Genomic DNA, 12941 nt, shown 5'->3' on the forward strand with positions numbered 1-12941 from the left:
CCATCCTACCGCGCATAATTCTAGAATTCTGTTCTTGACACGAGACCTCATCGGCCAGAACCTCTTCCTAGATAAATATTCTAGAAATTTCCGGGAGGCGGCCGTGGACTTCTCGCTCACCACCGAGGAACGCCAGATCCGCGACACCGTACGGTCCTTCGTGGAGAAGGAGGTCATGCCGCTGGAGCCCGAGGTCCTGCGCAACGAGCGCGAGGGCCGGCCTGCGCTGGACGCGGACGCCCTTCGCGACCTACGGACCAAGGCCAGGAAGTCGGGCTTCTGGGGCATCAACACCCCCGAGGAGTACGGCGGCGCCGCCCTGGGACCGATCATGTCCGCGATCATCGCCATGGAGCTCGGCAGGACGTTCGTGCCGTTCTCGTTCGGCGGCAGCGCCGACAACATCCTCTACGCGGGCACCGAGGAGCAGAAACGCCGCTACCTGCTCCCCACCATCGAGGGCGAGCGCCGTTCCTGCTTCGCGATCACCGAGCCGGGCGCGGGCTCCGACGCCCGCAACATCCGCACCCGCGCCGTCAGGGACGGCGCCGAGTGGATCCTCAACGGCGAGAAGACCTTCATCACGGGCGGCAACGAGGCCGACTTCGTCATGGTGTTCGCCGTGGCCGAGCCGTACGGGGTGACGTGCTTCCTGGTGGACCGGGACATGGGCTGGCGCTCCGAGCCGATCCCCACCATGGGACAGTGGGGCCCGGCCTCGCTGGTGTTCGAGGACGTACGGGTGCCGGAGGAGAACATCCTGGGCGAGCCGGGCAGAGGCTTCGAGCTGGCCATGGAGTGGATCGGGCAGGGACGCTACATGATCCCGGCCCGGGCCATCGGCTCCGCCGAGCGCATGGTGCAGATGGCCGTCGACTACGCCAAGATCCGCAAGTCCATGGGGCGGGCGATCGCGGAGTACCAGGCCATCCAGTGGATGATCGCCGACTCCCAGGTCGAGATCGAGGCGGCGAAGTGGCTGACGCTGTACGCGGCGTGGCGGGTGCGGGAAGGGCTGGACGCGCGGCACGCCTCGTCGATCGCCAAGCTCAACGGGGCCGTGATGGCGAACCAGGTGGTCGACCGGGTGCTGCAGATCCACGGGGGCATGGGGTACACGAAGGAGCTGCCGATAGAACGGTGGTACCGCGAGCTGCGGCTGCTGCGCATCTTCGAGGGGACCGACGAGATCCAGCGGCGCACGATCGCGCGCAACCTGATCAAGGGACACGCGAGGCTCGGCCTGATCGGTGAGTGATCGCGGCGCCCGAGGCCGGAGCCCCGTCTCCCTACGGTGCAGGGCGGCGGCGGGCGGCCGCCGCCGTGCCGGGGAGCCGCGTTACCCGCCCCGGAAGCGGCCTGCCGTTCAGAGCGACGCCTCCTCCCGAGCGCGCGGTCTGGCCCGCATGTGCATGCGCTCCCCCTGGCGCCCGAACAGGACGTACAGTGCTCGGGGTCCTCGCGCGGCACACGCCGGCCGTCATCCCCCTCGTCCTGCTCCTCGGGATCGCAGGTTTCGTCCTCAACCCGGCCATCTACGCGCGGGTGTTCGCCATCGCGTCCGACGCCCCGTCGCTTGCCGGGGCCACCACCGTCTCCGCGTTCCAGCTCGGCATCAGCCTCGTCCCGGCGCTCGCCGGGGCGGCACTCAACGCCGGCGCGGGCATCACCTCCGTCACGTGGATCGGCGCGGCCCTGGCGGCGGCCGTCGTGCCGGCCGTCCTCACCGACCGGATGATCTCCCGTCGCGGGCCGCGCCAGGGTTGAGGGTCGCCGTGACACCGCCTATCGCTGCTGGGACCGGGATGTGGGGCAAGGACCGGTGGGGGCACAGGAGATGGTCGACGACGCACCAAGCCAGGCCGGGGTAGGCCACGCTCGGCGAGGACCCAGCGGATCAGGGAGGCCGCACGCTCGGCGAGGACCGGAGCGGGGTCAGCAGGGGTCCGGGCGGTCGGCGAGGGGTGCGGGGTCAGGGAAGGCGGTTGGCGAGGACCAGGGTGGCGGCCGAGGCGAACATGCCGCCGTTCCCCAGCACCACACCGACCTCCACCCCCGGCACCTGGGCCGCCGCCTCACCGCGCAGTTGCCGCACCGACTCCTGGATGGCGAACATGCCGTACATCCCCGTGTGCGTGTACGACAGGCCGCCGCCGTTCGTGTTCAGGGGGAGGCGGCCGCCCGGTGACGTGTGGCCCTCGGCGATGAAGGCGCCGGCCTCTCCCCTGCCGACGAACCCCAGGTCCTCCAGGCCGTAGATCGGCACGTGGGCGAACGCGTCGTACACCATGAGGTGGTCCACGTCGTCATGGCCGATCCTGGCCTCGGCGAAGGCCGCCTCGCCCGAGAGCCGGAACGCCTTCGACGTGGTGAAGTCCTCCATCTGCGAGATGATCGGGGACTCCGCCGACTCCCCCGAACCCAGCAGGTAGACCGGCGGCCGGCGGGACAGCTCCTCCGACGTGACGATCAGGGCGCCGCCGCCGTCCGTCACCAGGCAGCACTCCAAGAGGTGGAACGGGTACGCCACCATCCTCGACGCGAGCACGTCGTCCACCGTGATCAGGTCGCGGTGGAGGGCGCGCGGGTTGAAACGGGCCCACCGGCGCTGGGCCACGGCGACCTCCGCCAGCTGCTCGTGCGTCAGGCCGGTCTCCTTCATGTGGCGCAGGGCCGTGATCGTGAACGACGTCGGCGGGCCCATCACCCCGTACGGCAGCTCGAACTGGCCGATCAGCGAGTCGGGGCCCATTCCGTAACGGCCCGCTCCCACCCGTGACCTGCCGGACTCGCCATGGGTGATCAGCACCGTCCGGCACAGGCCGGCGCGGATCGCGGCGGCGGCGTGGCGTACGTGGAAGAGGAACGACGAGCCGCCCACACCCGTGCCGTCCAGCCAGGCGGGCGTGATGCCCAGGGCGTGGGCGATCTGGATCGGACCCGGGGTCCCGACCGTGGCGATGCCGTCTATGTCGTCCTTCGTCATGCGCGCGTCGGCGAGCGCGTTCCTCGCGGCCTCCAGGTGGAGCCGCATGGTCGAGTGGCCGGGAAGGCGGCCCAGCGCATCGGTCTCGGCGGCGCCCGCGATCACGACGGTCATCTGCGGCCCGCGGCGGGCTCGAAGAGGGGCACGTGCACGTCCCCCCGCTGCTCGAACACCACCCGCAACTCCATGTCGAGCGGCAGGTTCTCGGGGGTGCTGGGGACGCCCACGATGTTGCTCATCATGCGCACGCCCTCCTCCAGCTCGACCACCGCGATCGTGTACGGGGCATCGTCCTCGAAGCCGGGGGCGGGCCGATGATTGATCACGTACGAGTAGAGGGTCGCGCGGCCGCTGGCGCGTACCCACTCGACCTGGTCGCCGCCGCAGTGGGGGCAGCTCGGCCGCGGATAGAAGTAGTGTCGCGCGCACGTCTGACAACGCTGGATCCTGAGCTCGCCCGCGGCCGTGCCGTCCCAGAACGGCTGGGTCTCGGGCGTGGGCTTGGGTACCGGCTTCATCGGCTCCCCCATCTGGTTCTAGAATTTCACTCTAGATCCAGATCGGGCAGCCCTTCAAGGGCTCGGTACGCCGTCGCCGTCCCTGCCCCGGCCCGACAGCACCTCGTCGAGCGTCGGACGGGTGTCGCCGGGAAGGCGCGGCCCCGGCTGGGCGAGCTGGATCAGCACCCCATGCGCCTCCTTCGGGTGCAGGAACACCTCACGCCAGCGCGGGTCGGCCGTGTTGAGGCCGTGCAGCCGGTAGCCGCGGGCGGTCAGCCTGGCAACCGCCTCGTCCAGGTCATGGACATGGAAGTTCAGATGGTGAACGCCGCCCCTGCCTCTGGTGAGCTCGAAGAAGCTGTCGAAGAACGTCGAGCCCGACAAGGGCTCCATGAGCTCGACCTTGCCGCCGTTCGCGTACGTGAGTTGCAGCGTGCGGTAGCCGGCGATCCGGTGGTCGCCACCTCCGCCCAGGTGCCGGCCGCCCAGCAGATCGCGGTAGATCGGCAGCAGATCCCTGATCCGGGGAGCGGCCACGGCGGTGTGGTCGAAGGACACGTCGAGGCCGTCGAGTTCGAGATCCAACGCGGGCTCCTTGGGTGGGGGCGATCCTAGAATCCGATTCTAGCGGCCGCGGTTCGCACCGCCCTGACGGACGTCCGAACACCATCACCACCGGGGATCTCCGGAGCCGGCTACCACTCGACAGGCGGGCGCCGACACGAGCACGTCCGTCCTGGCTCACCACGTGCCTCGCCGTCTCGTCCGGCCGGAAAGCGTGTCCGCCGACCCCGGGGTGACCGATCGGTCCACCGCCCGGCGACTCGTCCGGCGCAGCGCTCAGCGGCTCGCCGGAGGGTCGCACGGCTCTCACCCGAGAGTGCGCGCGCCGCACGGCGCTCCCCAAGGGTCGTGTACGCGCACAACAAGGACGGCACATGCCCACGAAAACGCCCGGGTCCATGCCGTGTCACCACCCAGACGGCCGACGGGCCCGCCGTAACGGCGGGCCCGGTGTGCGGGTCAGCGGGCGTCACCCTCGACGCCACCAGCCACGGTCGGCGGATGGCGTGCCCCTGGCTGTGCCGTAAAGACGAAGCTCTTCTCCGGGACCGATCCCGATACGGACCGATCCCGCCTTACAGATCCACCGTCGGGCGGATCACTCTCGGTGCAGCTTCCGGTAGGTGACACGGTGGGGACGGGCGGCGTCGGCGCCCAGCCGCTCGACCTTGTTCTTCTCGTAGTCGGCGAAGTTGCCCTCGAACCAGAACCAGTTCGAGCCCTCCTCCCACGCCAGGATGTGGGTGGCGATGCGGTCGAGGAACCACCTGTCGTGCGAGGTGATCACCGCGCAGCCCGGGAATTCGAGCAGCGCGTTCTCCAGCGACGACAGCGTCTCCGTGTCGAGGTCGTTGGTGGGCTCGTCGAGCAGCAGCACGTTTCCGCCCTGCTTGAGGGTGAGCGCCAGGTTGAGCCGGTTGCGCTCGCCGCCCGACAGCACCCCCGCCTTCTTCTGCTGGTCGGGCCCCTTGAAGCCGAAGGCCGCGATGTAGGCCCTCGACGGCATCTCCACGTTGCCGACCTTGATGTGGTCGAGCCCGTCGGAGACGACCTCCCACACGTTCTTGCCGGGGTCGATGCCACCGCGCGTCTGGTCGGCGTAGGAGATCTTGACGGTGTCTCCGACCACGATGGAGCCGCTGTCAGGCGTCTCCGAGCCCGTGATCATGCGGAACAGCGTGGTCTTGCCGACGCCGTTGGGGCCGATGACGCCGACGATGCCGTTGCGGGGCAGGTCGAACGTGAGCTTCTCCATCAGCAGGCGGTCGCCGAATCCCTTGGTCAGGTCGTCGGCCTTGATCACCGTGGTGCCGAGGCGCGGGCCCGGCGGGATCTGGATCTCGTCGAAGTCGAGCTTGCGGTGCTTGTCGGCCTCGGCCGCCATCTCTTCGTAGCGCTGGAGGCGGGCCTTGCTCTTGGTCTGGCGGGCCTTCGGGTTGGAGCGCACCCACTCCAGCTCGCCTTCCAGGCGCTTCTTGCGCTTGATGTCCTTCTGCCCTTCGACCTTGAGCCGCTGAGCCTTGGCCTCCAGGTAGGTGGAGTAGTTGCCTTCGTAGATGAAGGGACGGCCCCGGTCGAGCTCGAGGATCCAGCCGGCGACGTTGTCGAGGAAGTAGCGGTCGTGGGTGACGGACAGCACGGTGCCCGCGTATTTCTCCAGGTGCTGCTCCAGCCACTGCACGCTCTCGGCGTCGAGGTGGTTGGTGGGCTCGTCGAGCAGCAGCAGGTCGGGCGCCTCGAGCAGCAGCTTGCACAGCGCGACCCGGCGGCGCTCACCACCGGACAGCTTGGTCACGTCGGCGTCGGGCGGCGGGCAGCGCAGGGCGTCCATCGCCTGCTCGAGCTGGCTGTCGAGATCCCAGGCGTTGCGGTGCTCCAACTGGTCCTGGAGCTTGCCCATCTCCTCCAGCAGCTCGTCGCTGTAGTCGGTGGCCATCTGCTCGGCGATCTCGTTGTAGCGCTGGAGCATCGCCATCGTCTCCGCAACGCCCTCCTGCACGTTGCCGAGGACGGTCTTCTCCTCGTTGAGCGGGGGCTCCTGCTGGAGCATGCCCACCGAGAAGCCGGGCATGAGCTTCGCCTCGCCGTTGGACGGCTGCTCCAGGCCGGCCATCATCCGGAGCAGCGTCGACTTCCCGGTGCCGTTCGGCCCCAGGACACCGATCTTGGCTCCGGGCAGGAACGACAGGGTGACGTCGTCAAGGACAACCTTGTCGCCGTGCGCCTTGCGCACGCGCTGCAGCGTGTAGATGTACTCCGGCATGCTCTCTAGCTTAGGGGCTCCTGGCCCAGGCTTCCGCCGCTCCCTCCGTCGGCCTCCGCCCGGACGCGCTCCAGGCAGATGTACGGCCGCCGGAACAGCCAGGCCGTCCGTGCGGGGCCGGAGGGCCGACCCGCTGGAGCGCCGATCCGGGACGTGCCATGGAAGCGCGCGGACATCGGGGCCGGAGCCGGGACGGGCAAGGGAGGGTCGGTCAGGAAGCGGGGTCGTCGGGGAGCGGTCGTGGGGGTGGCTGGACGACAGGAACGCAGACGCGGTCACGACCGAGCTCCTTGGCGCGGTAGAGGGCCAGGTCGGCGGCGGCCAGCAGCTCGATCAGGTCGTCGCCGTGCACGCTCATCAACGCGACGCCGACAGAGACGGTGACTCTGATCAGGGTGTCGTCGGCGGGGACGGCCATGTGGCCGGTGCGGGTGCGCAGGCGCTCGGCGACCCGGCGCGCCTCGTGGATGTCGGCCCCGGGCAGGAGCACGACGAACTCCTCACCGCCGAACCTGCCCACCACGTCGTAGTCGCGCAGCTGGCTGCGGAGCGTGGCCGCCACACCCACCAGCACCTGATCGCCCACCAGGTGGCCATGGGCGTCGTTGACACGTTTGAAATGGTCGATGTCGATGATCAGAAGCGCCAGTGTGTCGCCGGTGCGGCGCGCCCGGACGATCTCGGTGTCGGCCTCGCGCTGCCAGGCGGCCGCGTTGAGCAGACCGGTCTTGGCGTCGGTGCGGGCGGCTGCCTGCAATTGGGCGTGCAGGAGACTGCGCTGGAGCAGCACCACCGGCGGCAGCGCGAGGAGCAGCAGCACCGGGTTGACGCCGCAGCCGATCGACACCGTGACGCCCAGGCAGAGCTCGACGATGTCGAGCAGCAGGCTCTCCTTGTTCCACAACACCTCGCGCCAGGGTGTCTCGGGGTCGGCGGTGTGCGCGGCGATCGCGATCAGGGAGATGTTGAGCAGCGAGAAGAGCGCGGCCGCCGCCACCGCGTGGAAGATCGGCCCGCCGTCGCCCTGCGACAGCGCCCACGGGTCGTCGACGACATGGTGGAAAGCCAGGGAGGCCATACACCCTGCCAGGCCGATGGCGGCCGAGCTGAACACCCGCCGATAGAGCACCGTCGCCTTCACACGCACCTGCAGCAGGATCTGCAGCACGATCGGCGAGAAGAGGGCGTAGACCGGCGGCAGCAGCAGCGCCACGGGCAGCCACCAGGCGGACAGCAGGTCTCGCGCGACTCCGGCGGGCATGCCGAGACGCCTGGTCGCCTCGATGCACACCGCGCCGCACCCCATGAGGGCGCAGAACATCAGCAGATCCCGCCACCGCAACGAGGTGGACGCTCCGAGCACCACCATCGCGACGAGATCGAGACCGACGATCGCGCACAGATAGATCACAAGCGGGCGGCGTTGCCCAAGCAACGGCCATCGACCAGCGAGTGTTGACACACCGTCATGAGACTTGATCGAGGCGTGACCGGTAGCCGCCATCGCATCTCCTCCCTAACTAACGATGTGTAACACAATAATTGCGGAGTGTGCGTTGCGCGATGGGAACCGATACGTTGATATGGACCCACTCCCGCTCAGTCCACGAGCGGGCGGTGTTGTGGAGCCGCGCTGGAAAGGAGCAGCCATGGTGCGGGGCGTGACCTGGACCTATCAGGTGCCTTAGCCACCTGATCAGAGCTACACTCCATCGGCCGCCCTCGGGGTGCCAGTTCGGGCCACGCCGGTGCCCCCTCCCCCTCCGCTCAAGCCACGCCTGCCTGCTCTCCCAGCGTGTGATCCATCTCCTCCTCGCCGTCCCCGCAACATGCGCAAAGCCCCGACCGGCCTCCCAGCGACACCCCGCATCCCCGCCATCCCGGGCCCACCATCGGTGCGCGGCCCTCGGAGACACCCTCCGCACCGGCCCACCGGCAACCCTGAACACCGGACTCGGCGGCGCCGGGTGTGCCGGGCAGGGGGCATCGGGCGGCGCCGATGCCCCCTGCGCGGGCCTACGCAGCCACCCGGTCCTCCAGCTTCACCTGGTGCTCCTCGTCGTCAGAGCGCCCGTCTCCGGTGACGGACCGGTCGGCTTCGGCCCCGAGGATGCGAACGGTGTCGCCCTTCGACCGGGCGGAAACTCCGGCGGTGTCGCCCTTCGACGGTGTGACGGCGCCGGGGGTGTCGGTTGCCGGGGTGGGCTCGGGGCGGGACAGGGCCCGGAAGGGACGCGAGCCCATGGCCCAGTCGCTGGTCTCCTCGTCCAGGCGCTCGCGCATCTCCTTGCTCATCGAGCCGAGCCCGCCGCCGCGCTCGGGCTTGGCGAAGACGCCGGTGCCCCAGCGCAGGTCGTGTCCGACCGCGCTGGCCTCGATCTCGGGCACGAAGCGCCGGTCGCCCTCCGCGCCGAACTCGCGGATGCGCAGCTTGCCCGACACCACCACGGGCTGGCCGGCGCGGATGGAGGCTGCGACGTTGTCTCCCAGGGCGCGCCAGCAGCGAACCGTGAAGCAGACCTTCTCACCGTCTGTCCACTGGCCCGTCTTCCTGTCGAAATAGCGGTGTGAGGTGAGCACCCGCAACGAGGTGACCTTGGTGCCTTCGTCGAAGCTGTATTGCCTCGGCTCTGCTGCGACGTTTCCGGTCAGCGTGACGTAGATGTCATTCATCCCTGTGCCTCCCCATCTGGCGGGCCGGGTGCCCGCGATCTGGGGCCAGCGTGCCGCGGGGAGGCATGGCGGCGGCGTACGGAACGCGGTTCTGTGGACAGAGGGAAGGGCGGCCGGAGAGCCTGTGGACGGAGGGTCAGACCGACAAGTCCCGCAACGCGGTGAAGAAGGAGTGATGGCGGCCCAGCTCCCGCTCGACCGGCTCCACCACCATCGTCGCGGACACGGCGGCCACCCTGCGCCTCATCTCCCGCTCCAGCCGCTCACGCTCCCGGGAGGCGCCCAGCTCGACGAAGTTGCGTGCGGCGATGCCCGACAGCGCCCCCAGCCCCAGCACCGAGGCCATCATCAGCCCCACCCAGGGCAGCGCCCCGCCCTCGCCGAGCAACTCCAGCTGCGGAGGCAGCTGTCCCGGCATGAGCAGCCCGGCCACCAGCCAGACCACCCCGGCCACGAACACCCCCACCAGGGTGTACTGCCACACCTTGAGCGCGCGCCACCAGCCGGGTATCCGGTCGAGCTGCGGCGCCACCTCCGTGAGGTCCTCGGTCAGCGCCTGCGGGAGCTGGCCGGAGCGCGACCTGGCGGCCTGGTGCACCGCGGAGCGCCACACCGGATGCATGCCGGCGGAGAGCCCGTCGGCGAGCGCCTGCACGGCGTTGGCGACCTCGGCGGACTGGGCGCTCACGGAACCGGTCGTGATGCCGCGGATCTCCGCGCTCACGTCCTCCAGGCGCAGGGCCTTCAGCGGATCGGGGCGCAGCTTCGCGAACCACCGAGGGTACGGCCACCCGACCCACTGGCCGGACCGCTCGGCGTAGACGTTCTCCAGCGCCTCGCCCACCGCGGGCACGCCCACGGCGTCGCAGAGCGCGTCGGTCAGCCCCATCCGGCGGGCCTCGTCGACCGACGACGGCGCGGAGAGCGCCTCGCCGAGCGGCATGGCCTCGCCGAGGCGCTGCTCCAGGCGGTGCAGGTCGGCCTCGAGCTTCTGGATGGCGGCGCGCCGCCGGGAGACGGCGGTCGCTATGACGCTCTTGAGGCTTTCGATGCCCCGCCCGGTGACCGCCGAGGTGGGGACGACGCTGGGGTGGTCGACGCCTTCGCGGCGCAGCAGGTCGTTGAGGTCGATGACCAGCTCGGCCAGCTCTTCGGTGGTGAGCCGGTCGGCCTGGTTGAGCGCGAACACGGTGACCGCGTCGTGCCCCGCCAGGTCCGTGACGTAGCGCCGGTGCGTGGAGGCGTCGGCGTATTTCTGCGGATCGAGCACCCACACCACGAGGTCGGCCAGCCCGATCAGCCGGTCGGCCTCGGTGTCGGTGAGCGCCCTGATGGAGTCATGGTCGGGCAGGTCGAGCAGGATGAGCCCGTGGAGCTGGCTGTCGCCCTTGTCGAGGGCGCTGGCGCGGGAGAAGCGGTGCCGCCACTGGATCTGCAGCCAGTCGAGCAGCGGCCCGGCGCCCTCCAGCCCCCACACGCAGGCGTGGGTGCGTGCGGTGGTCGGCCGGCGTACGCCGGTGGGCGAAAGCTCAAGCCCGGAGATCGCGTTGAACAACGACGACTTGCCGCTGCCCGTGCCGCCCGCGAGGGCGACGACGGTGTGCTCGGACGACAGCTTGAGCCGGTCTCCGGCCCGCACCAGCACCCCGCTCGCCTCGTCGAGCAGCTTCTTGTCCAGCCGCCCCGGGCCCAGCTCCACCACCTTGGTGAGCGCGGTCAACCGCGGAGCGAGCCCCGGCCTGGTGGTCGTGGTGGTGGTCATCGAGCGACCTCGAGGTTGTACGTTGCCTGGTAAAGGCGGGTTGCGACGGACTCGTCGGGGATGCCCGCGGAGTCGAGCGCTTTCACGTAACGCATGGCTTCCTCGTCGAACAGCATGCTGATCCTGGTGCGCAGGTCGCTGAGCGCCTTCGCGCCGATGCCGCGCAGGGACTCGGCACCGAGCAGGGCGTTGACCAGCCGATGCGGCACGCCCTCGCCGTTGCTCCCGCTGAACATCGCGACCATGAAGATCAGGGCGAGCGAGTCGGGGTCGAACGAGACCAGCTTCGACACCGACCGCTTGGCCACACCCTCCGTGCGTACGAGCTCGCCCAGGTGGTCCTGCCAGGAGGCGATGGCGCGGCCGGTGTGGCGGATGAGGTTGTCAGAAGGGCTGTCGAGGCCCTCCGAGATCTTGGCGCCCAGCTCAGAGCGGTGCCGCCATCGCGCCACCACCTCCTCGGAGGCCCGGTGGGCGGCGGCGACGATCACTGACTCGAGGCCCGTGCGGATCGCCGCCTTGAACGCCAGCACGCGCTCGGGCGCCTGCTTGGCCGCCTTTCCGCGCCTGCGCAGCTGCAGCGAGCGCATGAGGTCGCCGGAACCGGCGAAGTCCTGCCATCGTGCCAGCACCTCGCCGTGCAGCAGCGAGCCGTTCTTGTACGCCTTGTCGATCTCCGTCAACGCGCCGCGGAAGGCCGCCTCCACGTCGCTGCGCAGCTCGGTCCTGAACGCGACCTGTCCCTCCAGATGCTTGGCCAGCGCGGGTACGCGGGTGCGGAAGCTGTCCAGCACGCCGTTGAGCGTCTCGCGTACGGCCTGCGCCCGGCGATCCTCGTCGACGGAGAGCTCGGCCAGCCAGAGCCGCAGCTCGGTGACCTCGCTGTCGGGCAACCTGCCGTCAGCCACCTTCGCCTCGTTGATGACGAACCTGTCGATGTCGCCCATGCCGTATTCGGTGAGCATACGGACGAAGTGCTTGAGCACGACGTCGGCGGACCGGGGCTGCACGCGCGACAGCACGATGGCGAGCCGGGCGCCTCGCTCCTTGGCCAGGCGCAGCAGATTCCAGGCCGGGGCGTCGGCGTAGCGGGCCGCCGTGGTCACGAAGATCCACAGGTCGGCGGCGTCGAGCATGCGGTGCGCGATGTCGTGGTGCTCCTCCACGACCGAGTCGATGTCGGGGGTGTCGAGCAGCGCGACGCCCTGAGGGAGCTTCTCGGTCGAGACGACGACCAGGCTGCCCGGCCCGGCGTCGGGCGTGGGCGCGTCGAGACGCTGCAGGTCGCCGAGCAACTCGCCCTCCGCGAACCACGCGCGGTCGTCCGGGTGGCAGGCCAGGACGGGGGTGCCGGTGGTCGGGCGGCGTACGCCGGTGCGCGAGACGGTCTTCTCGGCGAGCGTGTTGACCAGGGTGGACTTGCCTGCGCCTGTCGAACCCGCGATCACGATGAGCGCGGGAGCGGCGCTGGTCCTGACCCGGGGCAGCACGTAGCCCTCGAGCTGGGCCAGCAGATCGGCCTGGGCCTGCCTGGCCTCGTCCACGCCTGGCAGATCGAGCCCGAAGTGCAGGTCGGCGACGCTCTCGCGGAGGGTGTCGAGCGCGTTCGTGAGCGTTTCGGCCGCCTCCGCCGGCAACTCCTCACCGGCCGCCTGCCCGCCCGCGTCATGATCGCCGGCCTGCTCGGCCTCACTGACCGCCGCGCCGTCACCGCCGGCGCCGGACTCGCCGCCGGCCACCGCGTCGACGATCTCCTCGCCCCTGCTGCCGGTGGCGACATCGCTTACGGTCCCGGCATCGCCGCGCGACCCCGCCTCACCGACCGCCGCCGTCCCAGCGGCCGGCTCCGGCTTGCCGGCCGCTCCTGGCTCGCCACTCGTTCCTGGCACGCCGTCGCCCGCGGGCACGTCGACCGCCCCGGGGTCGTCACCCGCCACCGAGCCGCCGGGCTTCGCGGGCACGTCGACCGTCTCCGGCTCGTCACCCGCCGCCGAAGCGCCGGGCTTCGCGGGGTCGTCGGTCGTTGCCGGGCGCTTCGCCTTCCGGGGAGAGTCGCCGGCCTGAGGCTCCGGCTCGTCGGCCGGCGATTCGCTGGAGTGCGGCTCATTCGACGATCGCCCGCCGGTGGTCCGCTTGCCGGGCCGCCGTCCGCTGGGTGAACGCTTGCCGGGGGGGGCGTTTGCCTGACGACCG

The 12941-nt window shown here is 70.3% G+C and carries 10 protein-coding genes; 2 read left to right on the forward strand and 8 right to left on the reverse strand.

The annotated features are described in order from the left end of the window. Positions 1-103 precede the first annotated feature (103 nt). Together ABGB14_RS39860 and ABGB14_RS39865 are read left to right on the forward strand one after the other, a co-directional pair. Positions 104-1258, forward strand: a complete 1155-nt coding sequence (locus tag ABGB14_RS39860) for an acyl-CoA dehydrogenase family protein (RefSeq protein ID WP_347649143.1) — start codon at positions 104-106, stop codon at positions 1256-1258. A 188-nt stretch (positions 1259-1446) separates the two neighbouring features. Then, a complete protein-coding gene (locus ABGB14_RS39865; protein ID WP_347649046.1) occupies positions 1447-1767 on the forward strand; it encodes a hypothetical protein in 321 nt (106 codons plus the stop codon). Positions 1768-1972: 205 nt separating this feature from the next. Here the strand turns inward: ABGB14_RS39865 and ABGB14_RS39870 are convergent, their stop codons facing one another. The 8 genes from ABGB14_RS39870 to ABGB14_RS39905 form a co-directional block, all read right to left on the reverse strand. Beyond that, on the reverse strand, positions 1973-3100 hold the full coding sequence (locus tag ABGB14_RS39870; RefSeq protein ID WP_347649047.1) for a thiolase: 1128 nt from the start codon (positions 3098-3100) through the stop codon (positions 1973-1975). Next, positions 3097-3504 (reverse strand): Zn-ribbon domain-containing OB-fold protein, encoded by a 408-nt coding sequence (locus tag ABGB14_RS39875; RefSeq protein WP_347649048.1) that lies wholly within the window; start codon positions 3502-3504, stop codon positions 3097-3099. Before ABGB14_RS39875 ends, ABGB14_RS39870 begins: the two co-directional genes overlap by 4 nt. Positions 3505-3558: 54 nt before the next feature. Then, positions 3559-4071: a VOC family protein gene (locus ABGB14_RS39880; RefSeq protein WP_347649049.1), complete on the reverse strand. Its 513-nt coding sequence runs from the start codon at positions 4069-4071 to the stop codon at positions 3559-3561. Positions 4072-4648: 577 nt separating this feature from the next. Continuing rightward, positions 4649-6313: an energy-dependent translational throttle protein EttA gene (gene ettA / locus ABGB14_RS39885; RefSeq protein ID WP_347649050.1), complete on the reverse strand. Its 1665-nt coding sequence runs from the start codon at positions 6311-6313 to the stop codon at positions 4649-4651. Between the two features lie 211 nt (positions 6314-6524). Then, positions 6525-7724, reverse strand: a complete 1200-nt coding sequence (locus ABGB14_RS39890) for a GGDEF domain-containing protein (RefSeq protein WP_347649051.1) — start codon at positions 7722-7724, stop codon at positions 6525-6527. A gap of 605 nt (positions 7725-8329) precedes the next feature. Further along, positions 8330-8986 (reverse strand): single-stranded DNA-binding protein, encoded by a 657-nt coding sequence (locus ABGB14_RS39895; RefSeq protein WP_347649052.1) that lies wholly within the window; start codon positions 8984-8986, stop codon positions 8330-8332. A 136-nt stretch (positions 8987-9122) separates the two neighbouring features. After that, entirely contained in the window at positions 9123-10748 is a 1626-nt protein-coding gene (locus ABGB14_RS39900; protein WP_347649053.1) for a GTP-binding protein, read from the reverse strand. Then, positions 10745-12709 carry a dynamin family protein gene (locus tag ABGB14_RS39905; protein WP_347649054.1) on the reverse strand — a complete coding sequence of 655 codons (1965 nt, stop codon included), beginning with the start codon at positions 12707-12709 and terminating at the stop codon, positions 10745-10747. The genes ABGB14_RS39900 and ABGB14_RS39905 overlap by 4 nt, the downstream gene beginning before the upstream one ends. Positions 12710-12941 lie beyond the last annotated feature (232 nt).

The organism is Nonomuraea sp. B10E15 (genome assembly GCF_039871615.1).
GTDB lineage: Bacteria > Actinomycetota > Actinomycetes > Streptosporangiales > Streptosporangiaceae > Nonomuraea.